Raw genomic sequence first — 17,339 nt, forward strand, 5'->3', positions numbered from 1 at the left:
AATTATCTGATAAGAAAAATTTTTAACTACTCGCGCCCCGCCAATTTTTCTTTCCGTTTTTGTGCGCGCCGCAATGCAAAAAACTCACTCAGCTGATGCTGGCATCGAGAAGCCAACAGGCCGTTGGAATAATCCACGCGATGATTGAAATAATCGTTATCTAATAATTGTGATTTACTCACAACCGCTCCGGCTTTTGGTTCGGTTGTACCAAATACTAACCGCGCAATACGCGCATGCACCAAAGCCCCAACACACATAGTGCACGGCTCCAGGGTTACATAAATAGTGGAATCAATTAAGCGATAATTCCGGATGTGATTGGCCGCCTGCCGCAAAGCAACAATTTCCGCATGCGCAGTAGGATCATTGGCGGTAATCGGTTGGTTAAAACCTTCTCCCAGAATTGCGCCGTCTTTTACAATCACAGCCCCCACTGGCACCTCACCCAATGCCTCGCCTTTCGCCGCCAAACTGATCGCATATTCCATCCAGCGAATATCTGCCGCCGGGAATTCCGGTGCCGGACTTACAACAATATTTTGTTCATCACTACTCACGAACTTTTCTCTTCTACCACAGAAGCTAAATAATTTACCTGTTCTGCCGCTGTAAGCTCTCGCACCAACCGAAAACGGGGGATGGTTTCACCGGCAATTTCTACCGACTCGGTGAACATCTCCAGTGGTCGAACCCACCAGGAATAATCGCCGTACAAGCAGCGATAAAATACTAACGGCTCCCGCGTTTCACTGTGCGTTGCCACTTGAAACACAAAATAATCATTACCTTTGTAATGGCGATATAAACCCGGTTTCAAACCCATTTAAATAACACCTGATGTTTTTAATTCCTGAATTTTTTCCGGCGATAAATGTAATACCGACTGTAAAATTTCTTGCGTATGGCTACCAACATCCACGCCGGGCCAATCAGTGCGGCCGGGAGTATCAGAAAGTTTTGGCAGGATCGCCGGGATCTTCAACGGCTTGCCATTGATCTCCACCTGTTCGAACATACCGCGCGCATTAAAATGCGGATCGGCAAACATATCCTGCACATTATAAATGGGCCCGGCAGGCACGCGCGCCGTTTCCAGCAATTGCAAAATCTCATCAGCGTTTTTGCTCATACACCAGGCTGCAAGTGCATTATCAATTTCCAATTCATGTTGCACACGTCCGGCGTTATTGGCCATGCGCGGGTCACGCGCCATTTCCGGATGACCGGCAACTTCCATCAAGCGCTGGAAAATGGAATCGCCATTACCACCAATCACTACATACTTTCCATTTTTGCAGCGATAGGTATTGGTAGGAACAATCCCCGTCACCGTAGTTCCCGATGGCTCGCGCACCACACCCGCACCAGAAAATTCCGGTACTACCGCCTCCATTAAATTAAACATGGATTCGTACAAAGCCACATCGACCACCTGCCCTGTACCGTCAGTATTTTTTTCGCGCTCCAGCAACGCCAATGCAATCCCGAGTGCAGCGTGAATACCGGAAATAGTATCGCCAATACTTAAATTGGGGCGCACCGGTGCTTGATCCGGGAAACCATTTACATAGCGAAATCCGCTCATACCTTCACACACTGACGCAAAACCGGGTTTGCTCGCATAAGGGCCTGTTTGGCCATAACCGGAAATGCGCGCATAAATAATGCCGGGATTGGTTTTTTTAATTTCTTCCGGCCCTAATCCCCAAGCCTCCATAACGCCCGGGCGAAAATTTTCAATCACAACGTCAGCACTATCAATTAATTGTCGTGCGATTGTTTGGGCTTCCGGCTTTTTTAAATCCAGAGTGATGCTTTTTTTATTGCGGCCAATACTGCGCCACCAATGCGAAGTGCCATTTTCCAATACCCGCCAGCCGCGAATTGGATCGCCTTCAGGCGGTTCAATTTTAATAACTTCAGCACCGAAATAACCGAGCATACAACCGGCAAAAGGCCCGGCGAGTAATTGGCCAATTTCAATAACACGAATACCATCCAAGGGGCGACGGGCATTACTCATACATAATTTCTCTTTCAAAGAGGCGAATTAACAGTCAGGATTATTTTGCCGATATGCCGATTCGATTCCATGCGTTCATGCGCGTTTACCACTTCAGCAAACGGGAACATTGAATCAATCACCGGTTTAATTTTTTTCGAATTTAATAACGGCCAAACCTGTTCTTCCAATTCTTGCGCAATGCGCGCTTTGGCTTCCGTTGATTGTGCCCGCAAGGTAGATCCAGTCAGGGTCAAACGTTTCAACATCAATGGCATTAAATCAATAGTAACTTTACTACCCGTTAAAAACGCAATATTAATGATACGCCCCTCTTTTGCCGCCGCTGAAAAATTACGCTGAATGTAATCACCACCGACCATATCCAGAATCACATTAGCGCCCTGACCTGCGGTTAATTCTTTTATCGCCGCCACAAAATCCTGTTCGCGATAATTAATGGCTGTCGCATCCAGATTTTCTATCGCCCGGCATTTTTCAGTCGAGCCCGCAGTAGCAACTACATTTACACCAAAAGCGCGAGCCAACTGAATGGCGCTGGTGCCGATACCGCTGGCACCACCGTGAATTAATAAGGTTTCACCTGTTTTTAATTGCGCGCGCTGAAATAAGTTATGCCAGACAGTGAAAAAAGTTTCCGGAAGTGCTGCCGCTTCGACGTAAGAAAAACCTTCAGGTAAGGGCAAACACTGGGTTTCCGGGGCCACCACATATTCTGCGTAACCGCCGCCATTGACCAACGCGCAAATTTTATCGCCTTTTTGCCAACGTGTTACTTTCGCACCGCAGGCAACAATTTCACCGGCAACTTCTAACCCTAATATGGGCGATGCATCAGCCGGAGGTGGATACAACCCCTGGCGCTGCAAAATGTCCGGGCGATTAATACCGGCGGCGTGAACGCGGATTAAAACGTTGTTCGCTGATGGCAATGGAACATCACCTTCGCTGATAAAAAGTTGTGATGCATCACCGGGATTTTGGGTGGCTATGTGTTTCATGGTTGCGAATTAACGGTAATTTATTTAGCAAAAGTTATGCGTTGCTTGTTGGGTTACGTAACTCGTTGTACTCGTTCCTAACCCAACCTACGTTAGTGTTACTCAGGGTTCGAGGCGCTGGATTAACCAGGTGCGGTCTTGTTGCAATTTGTATTCGAAGCGGTCGTGCAAACGTGCGGCACCACCCTGCCAGAATTCAATTTGATGGGGCTTCACGCGGAAGCCGCCCCAAAAATCGGGCAGAGGAACTTCGCCTTTGGCAAATTTATTTTTCATCGATTCGAATTGTTGCATTAATAATGCGCGCGATGAAATAGGTTTACTTTGTTGTGATGCCCATGCACCTAGCTGGCTATCGCGCGGGCGCGTCACAAAATATTTCAACACTTCCGCGGTCGATAATTGCTCTGCCACGCCACACACTTTTACCTGGCGCTCCAGGAAATACCATGGGAAATGCAAACTGATTTTCGGGTTTTGTTTTAAATCCTGCGCTTTACGGCTATTCAGGTTGGTGTAAAACACAAAACCTTTTTCATCCATATGCTTCAACAACACAATACGTTGCGAAGGCTGGCCTGTTGCATCCACCGTTGCAATGGTCATCGCATTGGGGTCAGGAATGCCGGATTTTATGGTTTGCTCCATCCAGAGGTTGAATTGTGCAAACGGGTTTGCCGCTAGATCTGCAAAGTCCAAACCACCTTGCGTATATTCGCGCCGAAAATCTTCGAGTTTTAATTCCATAACGCGGCCCCGCCACATTGATCAGTGAATAGACGCAGATATAAGGCGATTCTTTTCTGCGCTGCTATCAAACAGTATGGGATAAAAAATAAGAAAGCCTGAATCCGGCGTGTTTGTACTTAACTGTTAGCACTCAACAACGGACTCAGGCTCAGGTGCATATAGTACTGTATTTCAGCGCATGGCTAAAATCGCAGCAGACTACCGTGAGGACAGGGAATCAACAGGTTTCAGGAAATATCCGGCTTGTAGCTCCATTTAGGCGTAATTAATAGCAGCAAAACTGATATCACCGCCGCCGCTATTGAAAGCCACAATGCAATCGACATTTCACTAATACGCTCAGGGTATATTTTTGCAGCAGCACCCAGGCCAATCACATTACCGCCAATTACCAGGATAATTGCTGCATAGTCGTGGAAACGCCGCGCTTTATTTGCACTCTGGGACCATTTCTCATGGGTGTTATAACTCGGCAACTGCTCATGGGCATCATTCAATTGTTCGAGTGCCGATAAAAACCGGCGCAAATTGGATATCGCCCGCTCCGCCTTGTAATTTAAAAATGCGAGGCAAATAGAAGCCACCGGAAAACCGGCCAACAGCCATTCAATAGGCACCTGCGCATTACTTTCACTGGGCTTGAGCGCGACCAATGCTGCCAACAAACTCACCACTAAGGTCACATAGAGTGCGAGCGCTTGCTGTCGCTGGTTAATACGCGCATTCACTTCCTGATAGGCGGCAATAAAACGGTAATTGGCATCTACCACGTATTTTGTTGTCATCAGTTTTTTCCAAAAAAAAAATCCAACAGAAAAAACAAGGGCGCATCCGGCGCCCTTGTTTTTTAACGATGTATTTTTCTATCCGTGACAGATAGAAATTTGCGCATGACCGCGACGTTTATCCACGCGGGTCGGGAGTGAGTCGCAGGTATGGCTTGACTGCTTTATAACCTTTGGGGAAACGGCGCGCGATTTCATCCGCATCTTGCAGCGCAGGGACAATCACCACATCTTCGCCCGGCTTCCAGTTGCCCGGAGTTGCTACTTTGTGATGCTCGGTTAATTGCAGGGAATCAATCACGCGCAGGATTTCGTCAAAGTTACGACCGGTACTTGCAGGGTAAGTAATGATCAAACGGATTTTTTTCGCGGGATCAATGATAAACAGCGAACGTACCGTCAAGGTCGCGTTGGCATTCGGATGGATCATGTCGTAAAGGCTGGAGACTTTGCGATCCGCGTCCGCAAGAATCGGGAAGTTCACCTGGGTCAATTGGGTTTCATTAATGTCATTGATCCACTTGTTATGGGAATCCACCGGGTCAACGCTCAGCGCGATCGCTTTTACATTGCGCTTGGTAAATTCGTCTTTCAGTTTGGCAGTCAGGCCCAATTCGGTGGTGCACACCGGGGTGAAATCCGCCGGGTGAGAAAACAACACACCCCAGCTATCGCCAAGCCATTGGTGAAAACTAATCGGGCCCTGAGTGGACTCCTGAACAAAATCCGGTGCTTCATCACCTAAACGTAAGCTCATTCTCGCCTCCTTTGGCTTTTTATTGACAGATAATCTGTTGAAATAACAACTTGTAAGTGAGGGCTAATGGTAGGCGGCCCGCCAAAGATCGAAAAGGATTTTTTTGGACTTTGCTTAGAACCAAATGCGCTCACACCAAAAGTTATAAGTACATAAAAACTTAGTATTTCCAATGATTAAAGCGACTGGTTAGGATGCGAGCACGCTAACAAAGCGCCCAAGCAAGAGCATGAAAAACCAGACAACTGGACCTTATAATGAAAATCCGCGATCTCGATTTATCCGATAGCCCTGTAAACCAGGAGCATGAAGCCCTCGGCCTTCCTCCCGTAGAACAAATCCCGCTCCATCCTGTCATCCGCACCGCCGTATGGTTCGCTTCACTTACCCTGGTCGGGTTGGTTGTACTGGGCTTGTTCCATCTCTTTGGCGGCAGCTGGCAAGAAGGCGTGGACAGCATCAAAACTACCCTTGACGATTCCATGTTCTGGAACGCATTGCTCGTCGGTTTATTAGCGCAAATTGTCGATGGTGCACTCGGAATGGCTTACGGCCTGACCTCAACCAGTTTCCTGTTGGCCACCGGGGCATCACCCGCATTAGCCAGCGCGTCTGTCCATATGGCAGAAGTATTTACGACCGGCGTATCCGGAATATCCCACGCCAAATTTGGCAATGTAGATAAAAAGCTTTTCTTGCGCCTGTTGATTCCCGGGATTATCGGCGGCTTGCTCGGCGCACTGCTGGTTACCCAAATTGATGGCAAAACCCTCAAGCCGTTTATCACCGTCTATTTATTACTGATGGGCGTTTATGTATTGAGCAAAGCCTTCCGCAAGCATATCGCTACCCGCAAAGGCGAACCCAAACACGTCGCCAAGCTGGCATTGCTCGGCGGTTTTGTGGATACCTCTGGCGGCGGCGGTTGGGGCCCGGTTGTTACAACAACCCTGGTAGGAACAGGTCACGATCCGCGCACCACCATTGGCTCGGTAAACTTTGCCGAATTTTTCCTGACGCTCACCAGTGCAGCTTCTTTATTCATCCTGGTCGATGAAACCATCTGGCATGTGGTTGCAGGTCTGATCATTGGCGGCTTGTTTGCTGCGCCTTTCGCCGCGTATGCGTGCAAAAAGTTCTCGACCAGAACCTTGCTGATTTTGGTGGGATTATTGATTAGCGGAATTTCGATTTTTAATTTGTATAAAGCATTAGCCGGTTGATAACCGGTTTCCCACTCGATTTCAAAAATCAGGCAGCACCAGGCTGCCTGATTTTTTCATTCCCGTACACAAAACAACCCGTTAAATTCCAGCCTTTACCCTCCTCCGATTTCCCGTAGAATACGACCTCTTTTTGACCCACGATTACCCGGTTTACACCTATGTCCAATACCCTCGAAGCCAATGACAGCCATACCCCCATGATGCAGCAATACTTGCGTATCAAAGCCCAGCATAAAGATGAGCTGGTTTTTTATCGCATGGGGGACTTTTATGAGCTGTTTTTTGACGATGCCAAAAAGGCGTCGGAGCTTCTGGATGTCACCCTGACCGCGCGCGGCAAATCGAATGGCGAACCGATTCCCATGGCGGGAATTCCGTTCCATGCCGCCGATGGCTACCTGGCCAAACTGGTGAAGGCCGGCGTGTCTGTTGCTATCTGTGAGCAAGTGGGTGACCCGGCCACCAGCAAAGGCCCCGTTGAACGCAAAGTCATGCGTATCGTTACACCGGGTACGGTGAGCGATGAAGCGTTGCTCGATTCACGTCGCGATAATTTATTGGTGGCGCTACATCAATCCGGCGAGACATTTGGTATCGCTTCGTTAGATATGGCAAGTGGCCGCTTCCTGGTATTGGAAGTGGAAGGGCTCGAATCGGCGTTAGGTGAGTTGCAGCGCTTGAGTCCGGCAGAATTATTAATTAGCGATCACATCACCACGCCATCACTCGTAGAAAATCGTAAAGGTCTACGCCGCCGCGGCCCGTGGGAATTTGATCTGGAAACAGCCGAGCGTTTATTGATCCAGCAATTTGCGACCAAAGACCTTGCGGGTTTTGGTTGCGATCATTTAAAAACTGCCATTTGCGCCGCCGGTTGTTTATTGAGTTATGCGCGCGAAACCCAACGCACAGCCCTGCCCCATGTGCGCAGCCTCGCCCATGAAAATCGTGATGAAGCAGTAATTATGGATGCAGCTACGCGCCGCAACCTGGAATTGGATACCAATTTAAATGGCGGCGATGAGCACACGTTATTTTCGGTATTAAATCGCGCTGCAACGAGTATGGGCAGCCGCCTGTTGCGTCGCTGGTTGAATCGCCCGTTGCGCGATCTGGATTTATTGATTGGCCGCCAGGACGCAATTGCCGAATTACAACACAATTATGCGTTTGAAGTATTTAATGGAATTTTAAAACGCGTCGGCGATATGGAACGTATTTTGGGGCGACTTGCGTTACGCTCGGCGCGCCCGCGCGATTTATCGCGTTTGTTGATGTCGATTGCAACTTATCCTGAATTACAAAATGAATTAGCCAGTAAAAAATCGTCGCAGTTAAAAAATCTTGCACAACAAATTTCGACATTTCCGGATTTGGTTGGTTTGCTCTCGCGCGCGATTATTGAAAACCCACCGGTGGTGATCCGCGATGGTGGCGTTATTGCAGAAGGTTACGATGCCGAGTTGGATGACTTGCGCAACATCAGCACTAACGCCGGCCAATATTTATTGGACCTGGAAACTCGCGAGCGCGAACGCACCGGTATTCCTACATTAAAAGTGGGTTACAACCGTGTGCATGGTTATTTTATTGAATTGACTTCCGCACAATCAGAAAAAGCACCCGCAGATTATATTCGCCGCCAGACGCTTAAAAATGCCGAGCGTTACATCACACCCGAATTAAAAGAATTTGAAGATAAGGCACTTTCCGCCCAGAGCCGCGCGCTTGCACGTGAGAAGGCACTTTATGAAGCATTGATTGACACATTGAATGCAGAATTAATTCCATTACAAGATTCCGCTAACGCCGTTGCAGAATTGGATGTGATTGCAACACTGTCCGAACGCGCCGATGCGCTTGGTTTTTGTAAACCGGCATTATCGCTCACCGCAGGAATTCATATCACCGGTGGACGCCATCCGGTAGTAGAACAAGTGACCAGCGCGCCGTTTGTTCCCAATGATCTGGAATTTAATCCGCAGCGCCATATGTTGATCATCACCGGTCCGAACATGGGCGGTAAATCGACTTACATGCGGCAAGCGGCGCTAATTACCCTGCTCGCGCACATCGGCAGTTTTGTGCCGGCACAAGCAGCAGACATTGGAATTGTTGATCGCATTTTCACACGTATAGGTTCATCAGATGATCTCGCCGGTGGTCGCTCGACGTTTATGGTGGAGATGACCGAGACTGCCAATATTTTGCATAACGCCACTGCGCGCAGTTTGGTGTTGATGGATGAAATTGGTCGCGGCACCAGTACCTTTGATGGTTTGTCTTTGGCGTGGGCTTGTGCAAAACATCTCGCGGAAAAAGTGCGGGCGTTTACATTATTTGCAACACACTATTTTGAAATTACGACGCTGCCCGAAACAGTGTCCGGCATTGTAAACGTGCATTTAAATGCGACCGAACATAAAGATAATATTGTGTTCCTGCATAAAGTGCAGGAAGGTCCTGCGAGCAAAAGTTATGGTTTGCAGGTAGCAAAATTAGCGGGCATTCCAACGGTTGTATTAGAAGAAGCGCGGCAGCAATTACATCTGTTGGAAAATGGTGAGCACCCGCATTCGATTAAATCGGTGGCTGCACCCGTCGTCGAACAAACTGCTTTCACGCAATCTGTACTAACTGCTTCGGAAAATCCGGCAATACCGGTTGCAGCCGAATCACCATTGCAATCAGGTTTATTCGATACCTTGCCGAATCCTGCAATGGATGCGTTGCGAAAAATTAATCCTGACAACCTTTCTCCACGCGAAGCACTCGAGCAGTTATATCGTTTGAAAGAACTTTATTCACGTGGAAAATAATACGCACGGAAAAGCGTGCACACAGATAGATACCCGGATAAATCAGCACTTAAATAGAAATATTCTCAATTACAGATTTTTCGCTGCAATTTGAAGTGCTTTTCTCGGGTTATTCACGGCAAAAAGCCTACCCAAACCGGGCCGGGCTGTTTAGAATGCGCGCTCTTGCGCTGTGCCGTATACCAGTGCGCATTGACTATCGAATTCTGTTACTTGTGGGAGTCTCCTATGACGTTTGTAGTTGGGGAAAATTGCATCAAATGTAAACACACTGACTGTGTGGAAGTGTGCCCGGTAGATTGCTTCTACGAAGGCCCCAATTTTCTGGTGATTCACCCGGACGAATGTATTGATTGCGCCCTGTGCGAACCCGAGTGCCCGGTAGGCGCCATTTTCTCGGAAGACGAGCTTCCGGAAGATCAGGCGGTATTTCTGGAGCTGAACGCCGAACTGGCCCAGGTATGGCCTAATATCACCGAGATGAAAGAGGCCCCTGCCGACCATGCCGAGTGGGATGGTGTTACTGGCAAACTGCAATACCTGGAGCGTTAATCACCTTCGAATACCAAAACCGCGCAAAATGCGCGGTTTTTTTGCCTGTTTTTCGCTGCTTCGCCGCAGGCTTACCGAAATGACCAACCGATCACTGGCTATTTTGTCCCCTGTGCTACACTCAGAAAGGTTTTAAATTGACCTTGAAATCTGCATTGCAATGCAGGGCTGATAATGAGCACAACAATCAATAACGAGGAGTAAGCTATGGGGATTAACGATAAGCCTTACAGCGAAAAGCGCGATTTTATCCGGATGAAAATCGGCGCACCCCTGAATGCCAAATTGGCAGCGGCGTCACAGACTATTGAAGGTTTATGCCTGGATCTGAGTGGCGGCGGCTTGCAAGTTGAAACCAAACAACCCCTGGCGGTGGGCACAGAAGCCGAAGTGGAGGTATCCTCAGCCCATGGCCACAACCCTACCTTACGCGCCAAAACACGTGTTGTCCGTGTAGCGGTGAATGACGCCGGCGACCATGTATTAGGCTTGGAAATTATCCAGATACTGGCCTGATCATCGTTCAAAAAGCAAAACGGCTACTATTCAGTAGCCGTTGCTGGACGAGTCTCCCGTAAACACTGGTTCGATGCTACGAAATTATTCGAAATCCCCTTCCTCAAACTCTTCCGTACCAAAATCATCGTTAACGCTGCCGTTATTAATCAGATAAGCGCGGCGCTGCAAATAGACATCGCGGATAAATACATATTTGTCACCAGTAAGGTTTTTCTCAAGTGGCAACAGTTGTGCACGGATATTCAACAAGGAAATACCTTTAACCGTGTTGTCAGTGGGTACATGGTCGATATAGTTAGTGGGATCGGTATACCAATCGATAGGCTTGCCAAAACCATCGCGTACCGTACTTGGCCCTAAAAGTGGCAACACCAGATAAGGCCCTTGCCCTACTCCCCAAACTGCCAGTGTCTGGCCAAAGTCCTCGCGCTCATCCGCAGGCAGGTTCATGTACTTGGCAACATCCAGCAAGCCACCAATTCCCAGCGTGGTATTAACGAGCAAACGGCCAGTGTCATGGCCTGCGCCTTTAAAGTCACCTTGCAGAACACCATTTATGACATTGGGTACTTCAAGGACATTGGAAAAAATATTGGCCACGCCGGTTTCCAATGGATCTGGCATTACGGCTTTATAACCTTTCGCCAGTGGCTTCAGAAACCAGCGGTCCAGCGTATCGTTAAAACTAAACATGGCTCGATTAAAACCCTGCCACGGATCCGGGTTAGCTGCAGGTTTTTCCTCTTGGGCAAAACTGGAAAGCGGAGCCAAAAGGCTGAAGCTTAACGCCAATAACATAGGTTTGGTGATAGGTTTCATAAAATCCCTGGAATGGTTGGCGACCAGTGAAATACTGTCAGCCTGGATATACATCGCTATCGTTAATAGGCAGCGACATTTTAAACATGCGTCACCAATAGTAACGGTCAAGTAGTCCGACACTGTAACGAATCAATATCTGCTCAACAACCATCTTTACCCTCGCAAGCCTTCCCCGGTTACAAATTGCAACAAACTTGTGCTGACACATTACTGACATTTTTTCGCAACAAAAGCTTCATACAACTGTCGTCCAAACTTCACATTTGTCATCAAAAATGACGCCACAAACGCAAAAGCGGATGCGATTCACAAAAGCCGCGCGTTCACATATTTCCCCTTTTTTGATCCCGTGAACTTGAGAAGAGAGTGACCTCATGAAACTGAAAAATATTTTTGCAATGAATGTGATGGCTGCTGCGCTCGTAGCCTGCGGTGGTGGCGATGTTAACTTGAATCCAAGCACAACCGTTGGCGATAACATCGTTAACAACCCCGCGAACCCAACGCCAACCACCAATCCTTGTGCTCAGTACGAGCAAGATGGCCAGAAACTGCAAGGTACTGTCAGTGGCAAGAACTGTGTGTATAACACGACGTTTGCTTCCAGTGCCAAGCAATTAAAAGTCAGCCTCTTTATCCCTGAACTGGCGGATGGCGGTGCGCATATTTTCCAGGGTTCGTTATTTATCGGTGAAGATGTGGACAATAACGTTGCATCTGCAGGTAAGCGCATTCCACAAGAAGGTGAAGGAGCAACGCTTACTGTTGCTGCCGGTGCAAAAATCGGCTTCGAGCGCGGTGAAGACTATTTACGTATCGCCCGCGGTTCAAAAATTATTGCGGAAGGCACCAAGGACAAACCTATCATTTTCTCTGGTGTAAAAGATTTGCGTGATAACGCTGCGACTATTTCTGACCGCGGATTGTGGGGCGGAATCCAGATTAACGGCAACGGTAAAACCAATAAGTGTACCGATATCCAACGTCAACCAACCGCTAATAACGTACATGGTTGCCACATCACTTCTGAAGGTTTGCCAGGAACTTACGGCGGTAACAACAACGCAGAAAGCTCAGGCGTTTTGAAGTATGTCATTGTTAAACATGCTGGTTACAAAGTTGTTGAAGGTAACGAACTAAATGCAATCACCCTGAACGCAGTTGGTTCAAAAACTATCCTTGACTACGTTCAATCTTACGCTGCCCAGGACGATGCATTCGAATGGTTCGGCGGTGCTGTAAACGCTAAACACCTGGTTGCTGTTGGTACTTCGGATGATGCGTTCGACTTCACCGATGGCTATGTAGGTAACATTCAGTTCGCGCTGTCCGTGCACCCGACCGGTGTAGGTGGCAACAACTGTATCGAAGCAGATAACACGGGTACTGGCCGTGCTGACGATATAACGCCGTTAACCAAAGTACGTGTTTCCAACTTGACTTGCGTTACCAATAACGTGGCAAAAAACCAGGGTACTACCCCATCACCGGACGGCGACTCGTTGGGCCTGCTGATTCGTGAAGGTTTTTTCATCGAGTTGTACAACAGCGTAATCACTTCCAACGCTACTGGCGCAGCGTCAAAAGCGTTGTTCACTTTCAACGATACTGAAGGCCCACAAACTATCAAAGGTGCAAATGATGGTTGGTCTGTTGCCAAAAGCAACCTGTTCGCAGGAACCGGTGGTGTAGCCCAATCTAAAGTAGATCCGGCGAATGGCACTTTCACTACGGCTGCATGGTTGGCTAACACCGCCATCAACAGCAACAACACTGTAATTACTGCTGCAAACCAATTACCAGTTAACGTGTTGAAAGGCTCCGCCACCAACGATAAAGCGTACTTGACCCTTGCTGCTATCACCGACGCATCTACAGCAGCAGTCCCAGTTGCACTGTTCGACGTAAGCAAGTTGGCAGATAGCTTCCAGGCTGGCGCTGTACCTGCTACCGGAACCAGCACCTTCTTTGTTAACCCGACTCACCTCGGTGCTGCGTCTGAAACCAACGATTGGGTTGCTGGCTGGACCGTTGGCCTTTAATTGAGTTCACACATTAATTCGCTGTGATCCCGACAGAGGCGCCTACGGGCGCCTTTGTCACAAGAAGCCCTCTCCCATTGCCTCGCAGATACAAGGTTTACACCATGCAGACACTAACGACCAAGCGCCGCCAGCTTTTTCTGGCGATCACCGCCGCTACGCTGGGATTTTGCAATCTCGCTGCTGCACAAGAAGCGGAAACCAATGAAGCACCTATTGATGCAAATGCAGAAGTTATCGATGCACCCGTTGTTGAAGAGATGTTAATTACCGGCCGTCAGCAAACCGCTGCACAAGCAGTAATTACCGAACGACTGGAAGATCCATTCGCTGCCGATTTAATGAGTTCAGATCAATTATCACGCACCGGTGACTCCACCGTTGCTATCGCCCTGAGCCGTATCCCCGGTGTAACAGTTCTGGATGGAAAATATGTTTACGTACGCAGCCTCGGTGAGCGTTACTCAAGCACAACCTTAAACGGTGCAGCAGTTCCCTCCCCTGAACTTACTCGCAACGTCTTGCCGCTGGATTTAATTCCATCCAGCATTGTTGAGACGTTAAAAATCCAGAAAGCTTATTCCCCTGAACTGCCCGCCAACTTTGGTGGTGGCAGTGTCGATATCCGCACCAAAGGTGTTCCCGATAAATTTGTGTTCAGCGTATCCATGGGTACCGGATTAAATTTTGACAGCGACGACGGTTGGACCCATGCAAACCATGGAGAAAAAAACCATATGCCTGCGGTAATTGATAATGCGTTAGATACCTATCGCGGCAAACTGGGCATTCAAAATATTACCGATACTTATCGGAACGCAAACCCATCGGCAACAACCACGGAAAGCAGCGCATTTGGAACAAAAACCAATCGCGACTTACTATTGTCTTTAAATCGCGATGTAGAAATCTACAAGAAAAATTTACCCGTCGATTTTTCAGGCAGCCTGGCGTTGGGTAACAATTGGCAACTCAATGATGATTTTTCATTAGGTGCGGTCGTTAACTTTTCGCAAGACACCAAATGGCGTAACAAAGATCAGGAGCGGGAAGAAATCGGCTCACCTGATGAACGCAACTCAAAAACAGAACGCACCAGTGAAGAAACCCGCCAGGTTATGTCCACCAACGTTGGTTTGAATTACCAGGACATGCACAATCTGCAAGCCAGTTTCTATCACATTGAAAATATCCACGATGAAGCGCGCGTTAAAACAGGTTACGACAACAGTATTTACAGGCTCGCTGATGGTAGCCAATATATTATTTATGATACGCGCCTGGAAAATCGTGAATTGGAAGTAGGTCAACTCTCTGGTGAACACAAATTTGATCAATTCAACTCCGATCATTTGGACACACTGGTGATTGATTGGTTTTATTCCGACTCAACCGTCAAAACCGATATTCCGAATCACACCACTGTTGCAGGTGATAACACAATTAATCCCCTCACAGCAGAAGTGATCAGCACTCAATTGTCGCCACGCCCGGCAATGGCTGCATTTGAATTCCTGAACCTGGAAGATAATGTTATTAGCAACGGATGGAATGCCAAAGTTCCGTTGCTATTTGATACGTTGAAATTAACCCTGTCGGGTGGTTTTAATTACAACGAAAAATCACGTGAATATTATGGCTATACAATCAACGTTAATGGTTCAGGCAATCAAAGTGCTGTACTGAGCGGTAACGTGAATGATGTGTTGAATAGCAATCGCATTAATGACCTCAATAATAAATTTGAGGTAACGGCGGGGGGCGGCTTCGGTACTGAAAGTTATGTTGCCGGTCAAATTACCGAAGGTGCTTACGGTATGTTTGATGCGAACTGGGATGATACCTGGCGCGTAACCGGCGGTGCGCGTTATGAAACGTTCAAGCAAGGCCTGTTGCCTATCGACTTGCTGGACTACACCGGCAATAGCCTGAATAAAATTATTGATGAAATTATCAATAATCCCGGTCAACGCTATGGTTTCACCCAGGATGATTGGTACCCATCTCTCGCTATCACCTATATGAATGAAGGCTTCATGAATACCGAGGCATTTCAGGTCCGTTTGAGTGCGAGTGAAACGGTAGTGCGTCCTGATCTACGTGAAATGTCGGATGTGGTTTATATTGATACCGAACTCGGCATGCGCGTAAAAGGTAATTCAACACTGGAGTTTTCTGAATTAACTCACTACGACCTGCGCGCAGAATGGTTCTTTGAAAGCGGCAACAATCTCACTGCAACACTGTTTTATAAAGATATTGCCAACCCTATCGAAAGTACTCGCACACCCGGCTCTGATGATGACGTAATCCTCACCTTCGAAAATGCGTTGAGCGGTGAAATTTACGGTTTGGAATTGGAGGGCCTGTACAATATTGGAGCTGGATTCTTCACCTCATCCAACCTCACACTTAGCGATTCTGAAATTGTGTCACCGGAAGGTGTAGGCTACACCAACGCCATACGTCCAATGACCGGACAATCAGAGTATGTACTTAACACACAACTCGGATTCGATTCGGAAGATGGCAAGCACAGTGCCTCATTAGTTTATAACCTGTTTGGTGAACGTTTGTTCTTCGCCGCCCGAAATATTGGCAACCATCAGGATGCATATGAGCAACCATTTAACTCACTGGACCTGACTTATTCCTGGTTCCCTACCGATACGCTCACCACCAAAGTGAAGCTGGGGAATATCCTCAATGAGGAACGCGTGTTTGAACAAATGAACGATCAAGGTAGAAATGTCGAAATCTTAAAACAAAAAGTAGGAACCAGCTTCAGCCTGGATGTGAAGTATACCTATTAAGGATTAGCAATAATTGTGTTACCAAATTAGCCGCCTTCGGGTGGCTTTTTTATTTTAAAAAGGCGACTTGCTTTTGCGACCCTCCACCAAAACAGCAATATTAAATTCAGTGTTAATTTTCCGGGCAGCCTCCTGAAAATTTTTTAAATTCCTTCTCGCTTAAACCGGAGATATTGCATTAATCAGTGATAATGAATTCCCCTGGAAATTCATCTTGCACTATGTCGACATAAAAATACTTTAGTGCGGCAAGCCCAAATTAAGGGAATTACTGTAATAGTAAAATTTTCGTAAATAACTAAAAAAAGTTAACTTTTTCGAGCTTAAATCCGGTTTTGTCACAAACTATTCACAATAGTGTGTTATGGCGAGTGCTAATCTGACAATGAAGTCGGGAATCCATGACCCATTAGGGTGCAGATTGCCATTTTTTGATTCACGAGGAGCACAATATGACTAACAACATCTTAAAAAAATACTTTCGCTCACTGGCAATTCTAGCAGCCGTCACCCCGCTTGCGAGTTACGCTACCGCTTATACGCCCGCAAAATTTGGTAATGCAGCTGACACCCTGAGCAAGCAAATTACCCTGCCCGCATCTTTTGGTGAAGGCGTTAAAACGGTATCGGTCTATTGTCAGGCAGATGTATTGACGAGCGGGAATATCAATGCGGTTACCTGCTATGAAAATAGTCCATTGGTTTCCATGCAAAAAACTACTGAATCCGCACTCAAATCTTCAACATTTGAACCCGCCACAATCGATGGCAAAGCGGTACCGGTAAGAATGCAATTGCGCGTGGTTTATTCACTGGGTGGAACACAAGCACCGATTGTGTTGCTACCTAACCTCGGCACCTTGCAAGCGCAGTACGGTACTTACTACTATGCTCCGCAAGAGCGACTGGATACCAATGACTGGTATGCCAATTACACAACAAAAGAACGTGGCGATGGAAAATTATTTTTCGCGGAAGGAAAAACCACACGTGTAATGGCCAATATTGAGGCCGATGGCAGAGTAGAAACTGTTAGCACTTTGGAAGCTGCCTTGCGCAAGCAAGCCGATGCAACCAGCATTGAAAACTCGCTGAAAAAATCGAAATTCATTCCTGGTTTTGTAGAAAACAAACCAACTGCCATGCACTACATTGCTGTAGTTAATTATCAAAAATAATTACGGCATTTAATCTTAAAGTAAAAAGGCCGCATAAAATGCGGCCTTT

At 47.4% G+C, this 17,339-nt stretch carries 15 protein-coding genes; 7 read left to right on the forward strand and 8 right to left on the reverse strand.

Features of this window, described 5'->3' with window-relative positions:
* Window positions 1-26 precede the first annotated feature (26 nt).
* The 7 genes from tadA to A596_RS15265 all read right to left on the reverse strand — a co-directional run bounded on the left by tadA (window position 27) and on the right by A596_RS15265 (window position 5,319).
* Window positions 27-560 carry a tRNA adenosine(34) deaminase TadA gene (gene tadA / locus A596_RS15235; protein ID WP_459542206.1) on the reverse strand — a complete coding sequence of 178 codons (534 nt, stop codon included), beginning with the start codon at window positions 558-560 and terminating at the stop codon, window positions 27-29.
* Window positions 557-826, reverse strand: coding sequence for a DUF1653 domain-containing protein (locus tag A596_RS15240; RefSeq protein ID WP_039916353.1), 270 nt, complete (start codon window positions 824-826; stop codon window positions 557-559). Before A596_RS15240 ends, tadA begins: the two co-directional genes overlap by 4 nt.
* Window positions 827-2,026, reverse strand: a complete 1,200-nt coding sequence (locus tag A596_RS15245) for a CaiB/BaiF CoA transferase family protein (protein ID WP_039916355.1) — start codon at window positions 2,024-2,026, stop codon at window positions 827-829.
* Between the two features lie 14 nt (window positions 2,027-2,040).
* Window positions 2,041-3,027, reverse strand: coding sequence for an NAD(P)H-quinone oxidoreductase (locus A596_RS15250; RefSeq protein ID WP_039916357.1), 987 nt, complete (start codon window positions 3,025-3,027; stop codon window positions 2,041-2,043).
* 102 nt (window positions 3,028-3,129) lie between these two features.
* On the reverse strand, window positions 3,130-3,774 hold the full coding sequence (pdxH, locus tag A596_RS15255) for a pyridoxamine 5'-phosphate oxidase (protein WP_039916360.1): 645 nt from the start codon (window positions 3,772-3,774) through the stop codon (window positions 3,130-3,132).
* Window positions 3,775-4,004: 230 nt separating this feature from the next.
* The gene (locus tag A596_RS15260; protein WP_039916361.1) at window positions 4,005-4,562 is read right to left on the reverse strand and encodes a hypothetical protein; all 558 of its coding nucleotides are present in this window, start codon (window positions 4,560-4,562) and stop codon (window positions 4,005-4,007) included.
* 118 nt (window positions 4,563-4,680) lie between these two features.
* Complete coding sequence (locus tag A596_RS15265) at window positions 4,681-5,319, reverse strand: peroxiredoxin (protein WP_039916363.1); 639 nt, start codon at window positions 5,317-5,319, stop codon at window positions 4,681-4,683.
* A gap of 257 nt (window positions 5,320-5,576) precedes the next feature.
* Between A596_RS15265 and A596_RS15270 the strand changes: the two genes are divergently transcribed.
* From A596_RS15270 to A596_RS15285, 4 genes are all read left to right on the forward strand, one after another.
* Entirely contained in the window at window positions 5,577-6,542 is a 966-nt protein-coding gene (locus tag A596_RS15270; RefSeq protein WP_039916364.1) for a sulfite exporter TauE/SafE family protein, read from the forward strand.
* Window positions 6,543-6,703: 161 nt separating this feature from the next.
* Window positions 6,704-9,364, forward strand: coding sequence for a DNA mismatch repair protein MutS (gene mutS, locus A596_RS15275; protein WP_039916365.1), 2,661 nt, complete (start codon window positions 6,704-6,706; stop codon window positions 9,362-9,364).
* 228 nt (window positions 9,365-9,592) lie between these two features.
* On the forward strand, window positions 9,593-9,916 hold the full coding sequence (gene fdxA, locus A596_RS15280) for a ferredoxin FdxA (protein WP_039916366.1): 324 nt from the start codon (window positions 9,593-9,595) through the stop codon (window positions 9,914-9,916).
* A gap of 207 nt (window positions 9,917-10,123) precedes the next feature.
* Window positions 10,124-10,432, forward strand: a complete 309-nt coding sequence (locus tag A596_RS15285; RefSeq protein WP_039916367.1) for a PilZ domain-containing protein — start codon at window positions 10,124-10,126, stop codon at window positions 10,430-10,432.
* A gap of 84 nt (window positions 10,433-10,516) precedes the next feature.
* On the opposite strand, the gene A596_RS15290 is transcribed toward A596_RS15285, so the two are convergent.
* Entirely contained in the window at window positions 10,517-11,254 is a 738-nt protein-coding gene (locus A596_RS15290) for an MlaA family lipoprotein (protein WP_039916632.1), read from the reverse strand.
* Between the two features lie 377 nt (window positions 11,255-11,631).
* On the opposite strand from A596_RS15290, the gene A596_RS15295 reads away from it, so the two are divergent.
* The 3 genes from A596_RS15295 (at window position 11,632) to A596_RS15305 (ending at window position 17,290) form a co-directional block, all read left to right on the forward strand.
* Entirely contained in the window at window positions 11,632-13,299 is a 1,668-nt protein-coding gene (locus A596_RS15295; protein WP_039916368.1) for a hypothetical protein, read from the forward strand.
* A gap of 104 nt (window positions 13,300-13,403) precedes the next feature.
* A complete protein-coding gene (locus A596_RS15300) occupies window positions 13,404-16,112 on the forward strand; it encodes a TonB-dependent receptor domain-containing protein (RefSeq protein ID WP_039916369.1) in 2,709 nt (902 codons plus the stop codon).
* A gap of 452 nt (window positions 16,113-16,564) precedes the next feature.
* Window positions 16,565-17,290: an energy transducer TonB gene (locus A596_RS15305; RefSeq protein ID WP_039916370.1), complete on the forward strand. Its 726-nt coding sequence runs from the start codon at window positions 16,565-16,567 to the stop codon at window positions 17,288-17,290.
* Window positions 17,291-17,339 lie beyond the last annotated feature (49 nt).

The organism is Cellvibrio mixtus subsp. mixtus J3-8 (assembly GCF_000766945.1).
Classification (GTDB): domain Bacteria; phylum Pseudomonadota; class Gammaproteobacteria; order Pseudomonadales; family Cellvibrionaceae; genus Cellvibrio; species Cellvibrio mixtus_A.

Bases quoted from the DNA above. Each gene is read 5' to 3' on its own strand.
- fdxA (WP_039916366.1), top strand. From the start codon at position 9,593: ATGACGTTTGTAGTTGGGGAAAATTGCATCAAATGTAAACACACTGAC.
- A596_RS15305 (WP_039916370.1), top strand. From the start codon at position 16,565: ATGACTAACAACATCTTAAAAAAATACTTTCGCTCACTGGCAATTCTA.
- A596_RS15300 (WP_039916369.1), top strand. From the start codon at position 13,404: ATGCAGACACTAACGACCAAGCGCCGCCAGCTTTTTCTGGCGATCACC.
- A596_RS15285 (WP_039916367.1), top strand. From the start codon at position 10,124: ATGGGGATTAACGATAAGCCTTACAGCGAAAAGCGCGATTTTATCCGG.
- A596_RS15250 (WP_039916357.1), bottom strand. From the start codon at position 3,027: ATGAAACACATAGCCACCCAAAATCCCGGTGATGCATCACAACTTTTT.
- A596_RS15290 (WP_039916632.1), bottom strand. From the start codon at position 11,254: ATGAAACCTATCACCAAACCTATGTTATTGGCGTTAAGCTTCAGCCTT.
- A596_RS15245 (WP_039916355.1), bottom strand. From the start codon at position 2,026: ATGAGTAATGCCCGTCGCCCCTTGGATGGTATTCGTGTTATTGAAATT.
- A596_RS15260 (WP_039916361.1), bottom strand. From the start codon at position 4,562: ATGACAACAAAATACGTGGTAGATGCCAATTACCGTTTTATTGCCGCC.
- pdxH (WP_039916360.1), bottom strand. From the start codon at position 3,774: ATGGAATTAAAACTCGAAGATTTTCGGCGCGAATATACGCAAGGTGGT.
- A596_RS15240 (WP_039916353.1), bottom strand. From the start codon at position 826: ATGGGTTTGAAACCGGGTTTATATCGCCATTACAAAGGTAATGATTAT.
- mutS (WP_039916365.1), top strand. From the start codon at position 6,704: ATGTCCAATACCCTCGAAGCCAATGACAGCCATACCCCCATGATGCAG.
- A596_RS15265 (WP_039916363.1), bottom strand. From the start codon at position 5,319: ATGAGCTTACGTTTAGGTGATGAAGCACCGGATTTTGTTCAGGAGTCC.
- A596_RS15295 (WP_039916368.1), top strand. From the start codon at position 11,632: ATGAAACTGAAAAATATTTTTGCAATGAATGTGATGGCTGCTGCGCTC.
- A596_RS15270 (WP_039916364.1), top strand. From the start codon at position 5,577: ATGAAAATCCGCGATCTCGATTTATCCGATAGCCCTGTAAACCAGGAG.